Genomic DNA, 16,083 nt, shown 5'->3' on the forward strand with positions numbered 1-16,083 from the left:
CTATGTTGAACACTGTGACTGCCTCCTGGCCCAAGCATCTTGCCCTGCTGGCTTTGTGCGCGTGCTCGCTGGCCCAGGCGCAAACCGCGCCGAGCAGGATTGGCTACGTTTTCACCGAGCGCCTGATGACCGAGTCCAAGCTGGCCAAGGCCGCCGACGCCAAGATCGAAGCCGAGTTTTCCAAGCGCCAGAAGTCGATCCAGGACACGGTAACGCGCTTCAAGTCGATGGAGGCGAAGTTCGAGACCGAGGCGCCGACCCTGCCCGAACTGGAACGCACGCGCCGTGCGCGCGAACTGCTCGACCTCGAAAAAGACGTGCAGCGCACCCAGCGCGAGTTCCGCGAAGACCTGATCCAGCGTAAGAGCGAAGAGCGCGCCAACATCGCGCAAAAGGCGTACAAGCTGATTGAACAGATCGCCGAGCAGGAAAAGCTCGATATCGTGCTGCAGGAATCGGCCTGGACCAGCCCGCGCATCGATATCACGGACAAGATCCTCAAGCAGCTCGACAAATAACACCAATACAAACTCAAGACAGGACTAAAAAGATGGGCACTCGACTAGGTCAATTGGTCGAACGCTTGGGAGGACAGCTGATTGGCGACCCGAATACCGAGGTATCCGGGGTCGCGCCATTGGCTGACGCAGGCGTTTCGCACATCAGTTATCTAAGCAACAGCAAACTGCGGGCCCAGGCCGCGCAGAGCGGCGCGGCGGCCATGATCGTATCAAGCGCCGACGACGAGATCGTTGGCGCGACCTACCAGGGCGCGCGTATCGTCGTCAAAAATCCGCACGTCTACTTCGCCTACGCCGCCCAGTATTTCGCCTCGCTCGACCCGATCGTGGCGCCGGCCGGCATCGACCCCAGCGCCAGCGTGCATCCGACCGCCAAGGTCGACCCGAGCGCGCATATCGGCCCGCAGGTGACCGTGGAAGCCGGTGCGGTGATTGGCGCGAACGCCGTCATCGACGCCGGCAGCTTCGTCGGGCGCGACGCCGTCATCGGCGAAGGCACCCACCTGTTCGCGAACGCCACCTTCCATGCGCGCTGCCAGATCGGCAAGCGCGGCATCATCCACTCGGGCGCCGTGATCGGCACCGACGGCTTCGGGTTTGCCAACGAAGGCGGCGTGTACATCAAGATTCCGCAGACCGGGCGCGTGATGATCGGCGACGACGTCGACATCGGCGCCAACACCACGGTCGACCGGGGCGCCATGGCCGACACCATCATCGAAGACGGCGTCAAGCTCGATAACCTGATCCAGATCGGCCATAACTGCCATATCGGCGCGCACACGGCGATGGCCGGCTGCGTCGGCGTGGCCGGCAGCGCCACCATCGGAAAATACTGCACCTTCGGCGGCGCGGCCATGGTATCGGGCCACATCACCATCGTCGACAAGGTGTACGTCACCGCCGGCAGCCTGGTTGCCAACTCGATCAAGGAAGCGGGCCAGTACACGGGCTTTTACCCGATCGCCAAGAACAGCGACTGGGAAAAGAACGCCGTCCTGCTGCGCAACCTGACGTCGATGCGCGAAAAAATCCGCGCGCTCGAAAAAGCCGTCAAGGCACTCACAGAACAAAAATAGAAGACATATGACCATTACCGACAACAAAGGCGTACCCGGCAAGACCCTCGACATCTGCCAGATCAAGGAATACCTCCCGCACCGCTATCCGATGCTGCTGGTGGACCGCGTGCTGGACTGGGAAGCGCACAAGTCGATCAGCGCGATCAAGAACGTCACCGCCAACGAAGAATTCTTCAACGGGCACTTCCCGCACAAGCCGGTCATGCCGGGCGTGTTGATGATCGAAGCGATGGCGCAGACCGCGGCGATTTTGTCGTTCATGTCGATCGGCGTCAAGCCCGACGCCAATTCGGTGGTCTATTTCGTCGGCATCGACAACGCGCGCTTCAAGCGCCCGGTCGGCCCTGGCGACCAGCTGCGCATGGATATCGAGATCATTCGCTGCTCGCGCGGCATCTGGAAGTACAAGGCGGTCGGCAGCGTCGATGGCGCCATCGCCCTCGAAGCGGAGCTGATGTGCACCATCCGCAGCGCGGTCGACGCGAGCCAGCCGATGGGGAACTAAATGGCCACGATCCATCCCAGCGCCATTGTCGATGCGCGCGCGCAGCTCGACTCCAGCGTCGAAGTCGGCGCCTTTTCGATCATCGGCCCGCACGTGTCGATCGACGCCGGCACGGTGGTCGGCCCGCACGTGGTCATCGAAGGCCACACCACCATCGGCAAGGACAACAAGTTCTTCCAGTTTTCGTCGATCGGCGCGCCGCCGCAAGACAAGAAGTGGGATGGCGAGCCGACCCGCCTCGAAGTAGGCGACCGCAATACGGTGCGCGAATTTTGCACCTTCAATACCGGCACCGTCCAGGATGAAGGCGTCACGCGCCTGGGCCACGATAACTGGATCTCGGCCTACTGCCACTTGGCGCACGACTGCCAGGTCGGCAGCAACACGATTTTCTCGAACAACGCGCAACTGGCCGGGCACGTGGAAGTGGGCGACTGGGCGATTTTGTCGGGTTTCGTCGGTGTGCACCAGTTCTGCAAGATCGGCGCGCATGCCTTCCTCGGCATGTACACCAGCCTCACGCAAGACGTGCCGCCGTTCGTGCTGGTGTCGGGAAATCCGGCCAGCGCCCACGGCGTCAACATCGAAGGCATGAAACGGCGCGGCTTTACCCGGCCGCAGATCGACGGCGTGCGCGCGGCCTACAAGCTCATTTACCGCTCCGGCATGACGCTCGAACAAGCCAAGGCGGCCCTGGTCGACCAGCAGCACGAGTCGCCCGCCGCCGCGCTCGATATCGGCGCCATGCTCGCTTTCCTGGGGACTGCGTCCCGTGGCATTGTCCGCTGATCCACGGCCAGGCGCCGGGGCTGCATCGACCGGGGTATCTGTTGCACTGGTGGCGGGCGAAGTATCCGGCGACATGCTCGCCGCGCGCCTGCTGGCCGGCCTGCGCCCGCACCTGCCCGAGGCGCGCTTTCACGGCATTGGCGGCCCGCGCATGATGGAGCAGGGTTTTGTGTCGGACATCGAGATGGACCGCCTGACCGTGCGCGGCCTGTTTGAAATTATTCCCCGCTACCGCGAAATCAAGGGCATCCAGAATACGCTGCGCGACCGCCTGCTGGCCGAGCGCCCGGACGTGTTCATCGGCGCCGACTATCCCGGCTTTAACCTCGGGCTGGAACAACAGCTGAAAGAAGCCGGGATACCGACCGTGCACTTCGTCAGTCCGCAGATCTGGGCCTGGCGCGGTGGGCGCATCAAGAAGATCATCAAGGCCGTCTCGCACATGCTGGTGATCTTTCCGTTCGAGGAAGAGATTTATCGCAAGGCTGGCGTGCCGTGCACCTACATCGGCCATCCGCTGGCCGAAGTCATTCCCATGGAGCCAGACGTGGCGGCGGCGCGCACGGCGCTCGGCATGCCTTTGGGGGCGCGCGTGATCGCGCTCATGCCGGGCAGCCGCATGGGCGAACTCAAATACCTGGCCGAGCCCTTTGTGGGCGCGGTCAAGCTGCTGGCCGCGCGCGACCCGGACCTGCGCTTTGTCGCGCCCATGGCGGGCGAGCGCCAGCGTCAATACTTTACCGAATTGATCGCCAAGGCCGGCTTGCAGTCGGTGCGCATCGACCTGCTCGACGGCCGCTCGCACGACGCCATTGCCGCCGCCGACGCGGTGCTGGTGGCGTCCGGCACGGCGGCCCTGGAAGTGGCGCTGTTCAAGAAGCCGATGGTCATTGCGTACAAAGTCATGCGCGCCTCCTACGAGATCATGCGCCACATGGGCTACCAGCCGTGGATCGGGCTGCCGAATATCCTGGCGCGCGAATTCCTGGTGCCGGAAATCCTGCAGCATGACGTCACGCCGCAAAAGCTGGCCGACGCCATGTGGGAACAACTTAATAACGCGGCCAACCGCAAGCTGCTGGTGCAGCGCTTCACCGAGATGCACCACAGCCTCTTGCGCAACAGCGCGCAGGAAAGCGCGGCCGCCGTCATGCGCGTGATCGCGGCATCGAAAAAGTCATCATGAGAACCAAAAAAGTCAATTTTTATCCGGGGCTGAAAAAGAACGCCTATCCGTTCACGCCCGACGATATCGTCTGCGGCGTGGACGAAGCAGGGCGCGGCCCGCTGGCCGGCCCGGTGTTCGCCGCCGCCGTGATCTTGCATCCGGACCGCCCCATCGAGGGCCTGCGCGACTCCAAGAAGCTGACCGCCGAGAAGCGCGAAGCGCTGGCGCCGCAGATCAAGGAATATGCGCTGGCCTGGGCGATCGCTGAATGCTCGCACGAAGAAATCGACAGCATCAACATTTTGCAAGCGACCATGCTGGCCATGCGGCGCGCGGTGGAAGCCCTGTCGACCATGCCGACCATTGCCCTGATTGACGGCAACCGCAGTCCGGTGATGCAGGTGCGCTGCCATCCGATTATCGAAGGCGACGACAAGGTGCACGCCATTTCGGCCGCGTCGATCCTGGCCAAGACCGCGCGCGACGCCGCCCTGGTGGCGCTGCACGCACTGTATCCGCAATACGGCTTCGACCAGCACAAGGGCTACGGCACCGCGCTGCACCTGGCGCGCCTGCGCGAGCATGGCGCTTCGCCCGTGCACCGGCGCTCGTTCGCGCCGGTGCGCGCCACCTTGCCGGTGTCGGTGGCCAACACCATCGTCGGCATGGACATGTCGTTCGATTTTGGCGAGGCCGCATGAAAACCATCACCTCGCGCGACAATCCGCTCTATAAAGACCTGAAGCACCTCGCCGGCAGCTCGCAGGCGCGGCGCAAGGCTGGCCAGACCCTGCTCGACGGCGTGCACCTGTGCCAGTCGTATTTGCAGCTGCGCGGCGCGCCGCTGCACTGCCTTGTTTCCGAAGGCGCGCTGGCCAACCCGGAAGTGGCCGACATCGTGATGCAGTGCGAAACAGCGCGCGCGCATGTCACCGCCATGCCGGACGCGCTCTACAACGCCTTGAGCCAGGTCGAACACGGCGTCGGGCTGATGTTCCTGATCGCCACCCCGGCGCTGGCCGCGCCGGGGGTGCTCACCGCCTCGGCGGTCCTGCTGGACAACCTGCAAGACCCTGGCAATGTCGGCTCGATCCTGCGCAGCGCGGCGGCGGCCGGCATCACCCAGGTCTATTGCAGCGGCGGCACGGCCTTCTGCTGGTCGCCCAAGGTGCTGCGCGCGGCCATGGGCGCGCACTTCGTGGTCGACATCCACGAAAACGTCGACCTGGCCGACCTGGTGAAGGCGTCGGCGATTCCGGTGCTGGCCACCAGCGGCTACGCCACGCAGCGCCTGTACGACGTGGACCTGGCGCGCCCGGTGGCCTGGCTGCTGGGGCACGAAGGGCAGGGCGTGGCGCACGACCTGCTGGCGTTGGCAACTCATCAAGTCGTCATTCCGCACATGGGCCAGATCGAGTCGCTCAACGTGGCCGCGTGTGCGGCTGTCTGTTTTTTTGAACAGTTGAGGCAGATTCAATCAAAGTAAGGCGAAACAGTTTCTTGACAGCATAGACGAGGCTGCTTTCCGGGGGTAATGTCAATACCACGACTTCAGCGGAGGTATGATGGACATCGCCCACTTGCATTTTATGGTCGCCGACGGCGACGCAGCGCAGCGCCAGACCCTGATCGACATGCTTGGCCGCCTGGGCGCCACCCGCATCAGCGTGGCGGCCGACGGCGAGGCCGCGCTGCGCCAGATCGAAGCGCCGGGCGGGCCGCCGATCGACATCGCCGTGATCGACCTGGCCCTGTCCGGGCGCGACGGCCTGGAGCTGATCCGCGACATCACCGTGCTCAATGCCGGCACGCGGGCGATTATCACCGGTTCCTGCCACGCCAGCCTGCTGTTTTCGGTCGAAAGCCTGGCGCTCGCGTATGGGCTCGACCTGCTCGGCACCATCCCCAAGCCGCTCACCAGCGGACATCTGGAAGCGGTGCTGTCGCACTACACGCCGCCTGTCGCCCAGGTACAGGAGCGGCGCGCGCTGCCGCGTTTCAGCTTTGCCCAGGTGGGCGTGGGCCTGCAGGCGCGCCAGTTCGAACCGTTTTTCCAGCCCAAGATCGAACTGGCCAGCGGCGAGGTGAAGGGGCTGGAAGTGTTCGCGCGCTGGATCCACCCCGAGCACGGCGTGCTGGGGCCGGCCGCCTTTATCGATGCGCTGGAACAGAACCACCGCATCGATTTTCTCGACTGGACCATGATTGAAAGCGCGGCCGAACATTGCCGCGCCTTCCAGGACAAGGGACTTCCCGCCGCGATCTCGCTCAACCTGTCGGCCGAAACGATCGGTCACCCGGACTTCTTGCGCCAGATTGGCGTGTGCACCGGCCGCCACGGCGTGGCGCCATCGCTGCTCACGTTTGAATTGCCCGAATCGGCAGTGCTGACCAACGATCCGAGTTTTCTGGAACGCCTGCTGCGTCTGCGCATGATGGGTTACGGACTGGCGGTGGACGACTACGGCACCGGGCGCTCGAACGTGCAGCAACTGGCGCGTGTGCCGTTTTCGGAGTTGAAGATCGACCGCAGCTTTGTCGACGGCGCCTCGCGCAAACGCTCGCTGGCGACCGTGCTCAGTTCCTGCCTGGGACTGGCGCGCAGCCTTGACCGCAAGTCTTGCGCGGTGGGCGTGGAGACGCGCCAGGATTGGGATTTTTTGCAGGGGCTGGGCTGCACGTATGCGCAGGGCCACCACATCGCCCGGCCGATGGAGGCGGCGCGCTTTCCGGACTGGCTGGCCGACTGGCGGCAGTTTTTTTAGCTGTTACGTGAGCTCAGCGCGAGGGTTGGGAGTATACATCCGCCGTGCGATACACTATACCGATACTGGCATTCACCTGATCGGAGGTCTGTTATGGCAACCTTGAAGCACTCACGCGATAAGCCTCGTGTTATCGCTGCGACCGGGCCAGCCGACGCAGTAGCCGACGCAGTAGCCGACGCGGTAGCGGAAGAGCCGATCGAAAAACGCCGTGCCCGACGTATGGCTGCTCTAAAGAAGATTGCAGGTATTTGGGCGCAGCGCCCGGATATCCCGGCGGACGGCTTGGACTATCAAAGAGAGTTGAGATCCGAATGGCGGGATTAGTTCTGTTCGACACCAATATCCTGATCGACTGGAGCAAGGGCTACGCGCAAGCGCTAATCGAACTGTCGCATTGGGACAATCCGGCCATCAGCGTGATTACCTGGATGGAGCTGTATGGCGGCGCCGACTTGACCGACGTACCGCGATTCGACGAATTCATGGTCGATTTCGGCTTCGAAATTATCGAGATCGACGCTGTGATCATGCAGGCGGCAGCAGCCATCATGTCCGAGCGTCGACGCTTGGGTCCTAAAATTGGATTGGCGGACGCGATCATTCAGGCAACAGCTGACATCAAAAAGCTGACGATCATCACACGCAATACGAAGGATTTCCGGCGGCAGGACGTGCGCGTGCCTTACGAGCTAAAAACGACATCGACGGTGACGATTATAAACGTCGACCCTCCTGGAGACACGCCACTCCCGCCACGATCAAGACGGAGTGCGCTGAAGCGTACCAAATAATCGCTTTGCCCAAAAGCGGTGTACGGCGGAGGATGACTAATTAAGAAGGTAGTCCGCCTCCTGCCGGACTTGGGCCCGTAATAGACTTCCCCGCTGGTTCGCTCTTACGCCACCATCGACTTCATATCGATGACAAACCGGTAACGCACATCGCTCTTGACGACGCGCTCGTAGGCGTCGTTAATCATTCCGATATCAATGAGTTCGATATCCGAGGTGATGTTGTGCTTGCCGCAGAAATCGAGCATTTCCTGGGTTTCCTTGATCGAGCCGATCATCGAGCCGGCCAGGGTGCGGCGCGCGCCGATCAGGTTGAAGGCATTGACCGGCGGCGTGGCCGCGTCGGGCACGCCCACCAGGGTCATGGTGCCGTCGATCTTGAGCAGGCGGATGTAATCGTTCCAGTCGACGGCAGCACCGACCGTATTGATGATCAGGTCGAACTGGCCGGCCAGCTTTTTGAACGTTTCCTTGTCGCTGGTGGCGTAATAGCTGGCGGCGCCGAAACGCAAGCCGTCTTCCTGCTTGGACAGCGACTGGCTCAATACCGTTACCTCGGCGCCCATTGCGTGCGCGATTTTCACGCCCATGTGGCCCAGGCCACCCAGGCCGATGATGGCGACTTTCTTGCCCGGACCGGCTTTCCAATGGTTCAGCGGCGAATACAGCGTGATGCCGGCGCACAGCAGCGGCGCGGCCTTGTCCAGCGGCAGATTGTCGGGAATCGACAGCACGTAGCCTTCCTTGACGACGATGTGGTTGGAATACCCGCCGAAGGTGGGCGTGACGCCGTCAGCCTCCACGCTGTTGTAGGTCTGGACCAGCCCTGGCATGTATTGCTCCAGATCCACGTGGCGGGTGCCGCAGGTGGTGCAGGAGTCGACGAAGCAGCCGACGCCGACATGGTCGCCCACTTTGAATTTGGTGACATCGGCGCCGACGGCGGTGACGACGCCGGCGATTTCGTGCCCCGGCACCATGGGAAAGGTCGCACCGCCCCATTCGTCGCGCGCCTGGTGGATATCGGAGTGGCAGACGCCGCAAAACTTGATGTCGATGGCCACGTCATCGGCGCGCGGGGCGCGGCGCTCGAATGAGAAAGGGACCAGTTTTTCCTTGGCGGCCAGCGCCGCGTAACCTCGTGCGAGTGTCATGGGTGATAATCCTGTTTAGATGAGAAGAGGGATGCGTACGGGGGCATTGCGTATCGCCGCGCCGGTCCGCAGATCGGCTACAGGAACAATATACGCGCTGCCGGGCGATTCGACAGGACTGCACGATGCCCGCGTTCTCACGTCCCTCCATTTTTTGAAGATGGTAGGGATGGCCTGGCTGGTGTTTGACGGTCACAGAAAGTCGAAAGCGCTGAACAGCCTTTTCCACCCGGCGCCGTCGTGCAGGCAAGCGCCGTATGGGCCGGCGGTCAGGAGGAATTTGCCATCGGGAGTGACGTCGAGCCGGCCGCTGTTGGTCGCATTCGGCGCGTCGCTCTCCGTGTCGGCCAGCGGCACCAGTGTTTTGTGTTCGGCGTCGATGAGCCACACGCCTTCCTGGCCACCCAAATACAGCCGGTCGTTAAACCATGCCGAATCGACCGGTTGAAAGCCGGCTGCAATGTCGGACGTCGCGACGCGGGTCCATTTGCCTTCGCGGCCTGCCCACACGCTTCCATTCAATTCCGTGATATAGACTTGCCCGTCGCCGGCGCAGCAGACGGTGTACAGCGGCGCCTTGGTCGGCAAGCGACAGTCATGCCAGGTTTTTCCATCGAATCGCCAGGCATCGCCATCGCCGCCGACGGCGTACATGTCGTCCGGCGAAAAGGCGCTCATGTCGCGGAATCCCATGCTCATGAAGTAGCTCGACCTGGTTTCGATATCGGGCGGCATGGGGACGCCTTTGCCTTCGCTTCCCAGCTCGATCCATTGTTCGACGCCGATGCGGCGATAAATCTTGCGGTAGCTCCCCAGGGCAAACACCTGGCCGGCGGCGCGCACCATTTTCCTGACAACGCCGACGCCGTTTTGATGCGTGCGCATATCGATGACTTCATCGATCGCTCTTTCCGTGTTGTTGCGCTGGGCGCTACCAGAATAGACATTGCTTCTGGTGTCGACAGCGACATATTCGGCAGGGCTGGTGCCGCGAACAACGGTGCAAAAATTGAAATCTCCCACTTCAACCATGGGCAGCGAACCGACCGTTATCGGCTTGTCGTACATGACGCTGAGAAGCCGGGTACGCGGCAAGAGATCCCGGTTTTCCTTTTCTTCGATCAGGACCAGGAAAAATCCATGCTCGCGAAAAATGGCGCAGTCGTGGATTGTGTAGCCGCGCAGGTATTTGTTCCAGGTCGACTCGTTGAAAATGGAATTCATTGTGTTGTAGATGCCGTAGTCAGGGAAATGCGTCGTTTGGGCAGGCGCGTCAAAAGAACAGGTAAGGCGCCAGATTGGCCATATTGCGCGCGTCGTCGATCCCGCGGTGCGGTTGCCCTTCAAACTCAAGTCCGACTTTGGCCAGCGCCTGTTCGAGTCCGCACGGCTTTCGCATGCTCATATTGTCGGCGAAGCGCTTCTTGATGTTGATGTGTTCATCGCCGAACGGATAGCGAACGTCATGGTACGCACAGTCTTGTCGCAACTGATGCTTGTCGTAGTCGCCCCAGCTGCAAAAAACCGCATCATCGAATGAGGCTATCCAGGTGGAGAAACGCTCCATGACGGCGCCAAAGGCGTCGGCGCTGTCCACTTCTTGCTGCGGGATGTTTGTCAGCTGCTTGCAAAAGGCGGTCAGCTGCGTGTGCCGGACTGGTTTGACGAATGACTGGAACTCGCCGAGCGTGAACGGGCCATTGCCGTGCAAAGCGACCGCACCAATCTCGATGATCTCCATTTCATCCCGCGCAATCTGTTCGGTGTTGCAGCAGGTTGCCTCGAAATCGACAATGATGTAAGTCATGATGGTTCCAGGTTGTGCCGTGCGCGCGTGTCGTCGGCTTGGCCGGCTAGCGTGCACCAGCGGGTGTTGAGCATGTGAGCGAGCCAGAAGAGCGGGGCACGTCATGGCACCACCAGAATACAAATCGGCACCAGTAGCACCGAGAAAAACAGGCGGTTTCCCTCCCGGCGGTCAACGGCATGCCGGGCAGCGCGGTAAAGACGGCGGGGACTGTATTCGGCAGCTTGCCTCGCCTGAGGAGAGCAAGGATAGCGCTGTAGCATAATTCACAGATAACAACATTGACGCTTGGTAAACTTCCAGTTGTTATGTATAATACAATTATAGCAACATGTTGGCGAGGCGGACGACATCGCTAAAACCCAGGCTATCGGCTTTTGCGCGGTCGATCTGGTGCGCACGATACCTCCTCGGGTAGGGCAAGAAATCTGGTACATCTGTGCAGTTTTCCTCGTGCAAGAGTGATCACAGTCCAGAGCGATGAGCCAGCATCGCTCAGCTGCACAAGATGGCCGCCGCGATGCAGCATCGTACGTGCTTGGATCTCTTGCCATCATCTTCCTCGACAACATCACGTTGACCTGCGCAGCCAGTGAAAAAGTCGTCACGTCGCTGCGCAGTCAAGTTCCATCGCGGGTTTAGCCCCCCACCTATTCTACCAACGATAAACACAGCAATGAGCCAATACAATATCGACGAAGCCAGCTTCGAGCTGCATCCCAGCTTGAAAGACCGCACGGTCAATCAATTCATCATCAATGACTCCGGTCCGAGCGATTTCTCTTTCGTTATCTCGCGCGCCGAGGCCTTCACCGAAACGACCGTCGATGCTTTCGCCGATACGCTTGCCAACGAGATGCGCAAGGCATTGCCAAAGTTCGAACTGCTCAACAAGCGCGCGCTCGTCGTCGACGGCTCGGCGGCGATGGAATTGTACTTTTCCTGGCGCAACGGCGATACCGAAATGCATCAGCGCCAGGTCGCTGTCTTTGTCCAGGCCGCCAGCGCTGACCGTAGCAAGGCATTGCTGCTGACCGGCACCAGTTATGGCGCCTTCAAGGACGAGTGGAATCTGGCGTTCGAGACCATGCTCGGCAGCATGCGCCTGCACGCGCCAGTGCCAGCTGTGGCCCAGCCGGCGCAGGAGTCCTGATTGGGCGCGGCGGCCGGACGTATCGACGATCCCATTGCCCATAGCCATGCCATGGCCGGTCTGGTGGTCGGTTTGGCGCTGGGCGCGGTCGCGGGCGTGGTGGCGGCCGCGCTGGTTGGTGTCGCCGTCATCGCCACCGGCGGCCTGGCCCTGGTCGCCGTCGCTGGGGTGGTGGCGGCAGCGGCCGGTGGCGCTGGTGTCGGGGAAGTGATCGGTTCGATGGACATAACGAGCCAGATATTCGGCGCCAACGTGACCGGGCTGGTCAAGACCGGCTCGCCGAACGTGTTTGCGAACGGCAAGGCGGTGGCACGTGCCCAGGTCGATGTCGCCGCCTGCTCCAGCCACGCCCCCACGCCCCAGCTTGTGGCGGAAGGCTCGTCCACGGTGTTCGTCAACGGCAAGCCCTTTGCCCGCGTGGGCGACATGATTCTGTGCAGCGCAAAGATACAGTCCGGCTCGCCCAATGTCTTCGTGGGCGGCCCGACGGACACCACGATGGCAGAACTGATCACGCCCGAGGTCTCGGACGAGGTGCATATGGCACTGCTGGTCGCAGGCGTGGGCGCCGGCTTGTTGGTGGCCGGCCCGGTGGTCGTGGGCGTCGCACTGGTGGGCGGCTACGTGGGCGGTGCGGTCGGCGCTTGGGCCGGTGGCGTGCTGTTCGGCAAAGGTTCGGACGGCCAGAAGGCGATGATGCTGCTTGGCGCCTGGCGCGGGGGCGCGTGGGGCGCCAAGTTAGGGACTGGCGTTGGCAACAGGGTCATTGCCGATCCGAAGACACCGGCCACTGCCTTTATTAAAGAAGGCTTGCCCGGCATGAAGAAATTCAACGCCGCCAAGGAACGGCCGGACGAGACCATCTGCAAGTGCGGCGATCCGATCGACGTCGTCACGGGCAATGTCATCCTGGAACAGCCCGATATTGCCTTGCCGGGCGCATTGCCGATCGTTCTGCGCCGCCTGCACAACTCGGGCAATCCGAGTGGCACGGTATTCGGCAAAGCCTGGGCCAGCACCTGGGGCCAATGGATCGAAGTCGTCGGCGAGGCGGAGCTGGTGTTCCATGCCGAGGACGGCGCATCGATGCGTTTCGACATGCCGGAGCCGGGCGCGAGCGTCACCCATTGCGTCTATCAAGCTTACAGCGTGACCCGGCGTGACGACCACTTCTTGCTCGAGCAGCGGCACCAGCCTACTTTGCGTTTTGATCAGCGCAACGCGAGCCACTGGCATCTGTCGGCCATTACTGACCGCAACGCCAACCAGATTGGGCTGGTCTACGACGGCGCGGTGCTGACCGAGGTGCGCCACAGCGGTGGCACGCGGCTCAAGGTCGATGCCAGCGAGCACGCCATCAGCCGCATCAGTTTGCTGGAAGCGAACGGCGCACTGACCACACTGGTCAGCTACACTTACCATGATGATGGCGAGCTGTCAGCTATCGTCAACAGCAGCGGCTTGCCGCTTACCTACACCTATGACGATGCCCATCGCCTGACGCGTTGGCAAGATCGTAATGGCGTGTGGATTGGCTACCGTTACGATGCCAAGGGGCGTTGCGAGCAGACCAGCGGCGGTCGAGGCGGCCACATGACCGGCGGCTTCGTCTACGACGACGAGCGCAAGGTCAACACGTACACCGATTCACTGGGTCACCCGACCGAATTCCACTACAACGACGCACTCCAGGTCATCAAGCAAGTCGATGCCCGCGGCGGAGTCAGCCAGTTCGACTACGACGCGCACTACAACCTGGTCACTGCGCTCACGCCGGGCGAGGCGGTTCTGCGCTGGGCATACGATGCGCGTGGCAATATGGTCGGGCACATCGATGCGTTGAGCAAAGAAACGGTGGTGAACTACAACCAGCTCGACTTTCCGGTCGCCGTGACCTCGCCGGATGGCAAGCGCGTTGAGCGCGTGTACGATGAACGCGGCAACCTGGTCCAGGTCGGAGAGAGCGGCGCGTGGACGCGCTTCGAGCATGACGCGCACGGTAATGTGCTGCGCGTCATCAATCCAGCCGGTGCCACGGCCGCCTTCGCGCACGATCAGCGCGGTTTGCTGACCAGTGCCACCGATTGGCTGGGCAACCCGACCCGGCTCACGCGCGACGCCTTTGGCCGCGTTACCGCGCGCACCGACCCGCATCAAAATACCAGCCACTATGTTTACAACGTCGAAGGGAAGGCGCTGGAGATCGCTTTGCCGGACGGTGCGCGTCACCTCGCCAAGTACGATCCCGAAGGCAATTGCATCGTCCGTACCGATGCGCTGGGCAATGTGACACGCCATGCTTATGGCGCCTTCGACAGGCTGACACAGACCACCGAGGCCAACGGCGCCGTCACGCGCTACGAGTACGATACCGAGCTGCGCCTGGTTGCCGTTATCAACCCGACCGGCGAGCGCTGGAGCTATGCGAGAAACGCTACCGGCGATGTGATTGCGGAAACCGATTTTGCCGGTCGCAAGGTCGAATACGACGTCGATGCCGACGGTCTGGTTATCGGGAAACGCACGCCTTCGGGCCAGCACACGCGTTACCGGCGCAACCACGCCGGCCAGTTGCTTGAGCAGATCGCCAGCGAGGGTAGCACCCACTATACTTACGATGCGCTGGGTCGCTTGAGCAGTGCCGTCAACGCCGACAGCGACATCCGCTTCGAGCGCGATGACCAGGGCCGCGTTGTCAGGGAAACCCAGAACGGCCGCAGCATCACCAGCGATTACGACCTGATGGGCCGGCGCACCGAGCGCGCCAGTTCCTGCGGGCATAGCAGCGTTTGGGAATTCGACGCCAACAGCCTGCCGATTGAGTTGACGCTGCCGGATGCGCAGACGTTCAGTTTCCTTCATGACAGCAGCGGGCGCGAAACGGGTCGTCAATTGCCGGGTGGCGTCCGTATCGACCAGCAATATGATCAGCTCAATCGTCTGACCCGTCAGTGGACTGGCATCGGGGCGGACAAAGGCGGTCAGGCGCGCACGCTGCAGGAACGCGCGGTCAATTACGACGGCAACGGCAACCCGCGCAAGCTGGGCGAGCGCAGCGCCGGCGTCATCGATATCGGTTACGACAAGGTTGGCCGGGTTACGCAAGCGAGCCGCGACAAGGGCGGCGAGCAGTATGCCTATGATCTGGCGGGCAATCTGATCGACGCCATCAAGCAAAAGGCGCTGCTCGGCAGCGACGAGAGCAATGCCGATGCGAGGGGGCAACGTGTTCATCGGCGCGGCAGGCTCATGCAAGCTGGCAAGGTCAAGTATGAGTACGATCTTGAAGGCCGCGTGATTACCCGCATGGAAGGCAAGCGCTGGGGCCGGCAACAGCATTGGCATTATGTCTGGAACAGTGAGAACCGCCTCAAGCGCGTGATCACGCCCGATGGCGATGCCTGGGAATACACGTACGATGCCTTGGGCCGCAGGCTGAGCAAAAAGCAGGTTCCGAGCGATGGCACTGCGCGCTTTACGGAAGTCGATTACCTGTGGGATGGTCACACGGTCGCGGAAGAGCGGCGCTTTGGCAGGAAGCCCGATGGCAATGGCGGATCGGAGCTCATCGAGGAGATTTGCGCCACCTGGGACTACGAGCCCGACAGCTTTAGGCCACTCGCCAAAACAGAGACGATCCGGCGCAAGGGCAAGGAAACCAGCCAGACGTATGCGGTGGTGCTGGACCATATCGGAACGCCAAAGGAGTTGATCGATGCCGACGGCGGTATTGCGTGGCAAGCGAAAAGCAATTTGTGGGGCGAGGTCGAGGAAACGATGGTCAGCAAGACCGACTGCCCGATCCGCTTCCAAGGGCAGTATTACGATGACGAATCGAAGCTGGCCTACAACTGGCATCGCTATTATGATGCGAGTACCGGGCGGTATCTGACGCCGGATCCGTTGGGCTTGGAGGGTGGGCCCAATCCGTATGCCTATGTCGATAATCCGTTGAGTTCCACTGATCCGCTAGGGTTGATGGATGAATGTAAGCCGGCAAATTCAGGCGCCAAATCTGCAGATGGGCAAGATGAGGGACCGCTGCTTCCTGACAAGTACTGGATTGATAAGCGACCGCTCACGCAGGTAACGCCGGGTATAAGGAAAATAGATTTAACGAAGGCAAGTTCCGCTGGGGGAGAGTATCATCAAACTATTCATTACGATAAGTATGGAAGGGAGATTGCTCGCACTGACAGGACAAGTCACGGATACAATAACCCGAATGATCCCCATTATCACCCTAATCCGCACCATCATCGGGTTCATCCGGTTACAAGAGAGCAACTAAAAGACCCTGCAAGCGGTAAACGACTTTGGCCGGGTGTATTTGATGATTAAATTA

Annotated in this window: 14 protein-coding genes; 11 read left to right on the forward strand and 3 right to left on the reverse strand. The window is 61.6% G+C overall.

Annotation, left to right across the window (positions count from 1 at the left end; translation table 11 throughout):
- Positions 1-2: 2 nt before the first annotated feature.
- The 9 genes from F0185_RS19715 to F0185_RS19755 all read left to right on the forward strand — a co-directional run bounded on the left by F0185_RS19715 (position 3) and on the right by F0185_RS19755 (position 7,624).
- Positions 3-518 carry an OmpH/Skp family outer membrane protein gene (locus F0185_RS19715; RefSeq protein ID WP_166891167.1) on the forward strand — a complete coding sequence of 172 codons (516 nt, stop codon included), beginning with the start codon at positions 3-5 and terminating at the stop codon, positions 516-518.
- A 32-nt stretch (positions 519-550) separates the two neighbouring features.
- Positions 551-1,600, forward strand: a complete 1,050-nt coding sequence (lpxD, locus tag F0185_RS19720; protein WP_167227264.1) for a UDP-3-O-(3-hydroxymyristoyl)glucosamine N-acyltransferase — start codon at positions 551-553, stop codon at positions 1,598-1,600.
- A gap of 7 nt (positions 1,601-1,607) precedes the next feature.
- Positions 1,608-2,108 (forward strand): 3-hydroxyacyl-ACP dehydratase FabZ, encoded by a 501-nt coding sequence (gene fabZ / locus F0185_RS19725; protein WP_167227266.1) that lies wholly within the window; start codon positions 1,608-1,610, stop codon positions 2,106-2,108.
- Positions 2,109-2,897: an acyl-ACP--UDP-N-acetylglucosamine O-acyltransferase gene (gene lpxA / locus F0185_RS19730; protein WP_167227268.1), complete on the forward strand. Its 789-nt coding sequence runs from the start codon at positions 2,109-2,111 to the stop codon at positions 2,895-2,897. It begins immediately after the preceding gene.
- A 73-nt stretch (positions 2,898-2,970) separates the two neighbouring features.
- A complete protein-coding gene (gene lpxB, locus F0185_RS19735; protein ID WP_167227361.1) occupies positions 2,971-4,083 on the forward strand; it encodes a lipid-A-disaccharide synthase in 1,113 nt (370 codons plus the stop codon).
- Complete coding sequence (rnhB, locus tag F0185_RS19740) at positions 4,080-4,766, forward strand: ribonuclease HII (RefSeq protein WP_167227270.1); 687 nt, start codon at positions 4,080-4,082, stop codon at positions 4,764-4,766. Before lpxB ends, rnhB begins: the two co-directional genes overlap by 4 nt.
- Entirely contained in the window at positions 4,763-5,551 is a 789-nt protein-coding gene (locus tag F0185_RS19745; protein ID WP_167227272.1) for a TrmH family RNA methyltransferase, read from the forward strand. The genes rnhB and F0185_RS19745 overlap by 4 nt, the downstream gene beginning before the upstream one ends.
- A gap of 79 nt (positions 5,552-5,630) precedes the next feature.
- Positions 5,631-6,830, forward strand: a complete 1,200-nt coding sequence (locus tag F0185_RS19750) for an EAL domain-containing response regulator (protein ID WP_167227274.1) — start codon at positions 5,631-5,633, stop codon at positions 6,828-6,830.
- A gap of 314 nt (positions 6,831-7,144) precedes the next feature.
- The gene (locus F0185_RS19755; RefSeq protein ID WP_167227276.1) at positions 7,145-7,624 is read left to right on the forward strand and encodes a PIN domain-containing protein; all 480 of its coding nucleotides are present in this window, start codon (positions 7,145-7,147) and stop codon (positions 7,622-7,624) included.
- Between the two features lie 104 nt (positions 7,625-7,728).
- Here F0185_RS19755 and F0185_RS19760 read toward each other — a convergent pair whose 3' ends face one another.
- The 3 genes from F0185_RS19760 to F0185_RS19770 form a co-directional block, all read right to left on the reverse strand.
- Positions 7,729-8,778: an NAD(P)-dependent alcohol dehydrogenase gene (locus F0185_RS19760; protein ID WP_167227278.1), complete on the reverse strand. Its 1,050-nt coding sequence runs from the start codon at positions 8,776-8,778 to the stop codon at positions 7,729-7,731.
- Positions 8,779-8,970: 192 nt separating this feature from the next.
- Positions 8,971-10,002, reverse strand: a complete 1,032-nt coding sequence (locus tag F0185_RS34910; protein WP_167227280.1) for a hypothetical protein — start codon at positions 10,000-10,002, stop codon at positions 8,971-8,973.
- Positions 10,003-10,051: 49 nt separating this feature from the next.
- Positions 10,052-10,585, reverse strand: coding sequence for a 3'-5' exonuclease (locus F0185_RS19770; RefSeq protein WP_167227282.1), 534 nt, complete (start codon positions 10,583-10,585; stop codon positions 10,052-10,054).
- Between the two features lie 676 nt (positions 10,586-11,261).
- On the opposite strand from F0185_RS19770, the gene F0185_RS19775 reads away from it, so the two are divergent.
- Both F0185_RS19775 and F0185_RS19780 read left to right on the forward strand, forming a co-directional pair.
- Positions 11,262-11,738, forward strand: coding sequence for a DcrB-related protein (locus F0185_RS19775; protein WP_167227284.1), 477 nt, complete (start codon positions 11,262-11,264; stop codon positions 11,736-11,738).
- Positions 11,739-16,079, forward strand: coding sequence for an RHS repeat-associated core domain-containing protein (locus F0185_RS19780; RefSeq protein ID WP_167227286.1), 4,341 nt, complete (start codon positions 11,739-11,741; stop codon positions 16,077-16,079).
- Positions 16,080-16,083: the final 4 nt, after the last annotated feature.

The sequence above is a fragment of the Massilia rubra genome, assembly GCF_011682065.1.
GTDB lineage: Bacteria > Pseudomonadota > Gammaproteobacteria > Burkholderiales > Burkholderiaceae_D > Telluria_A > Telluria_A rubra.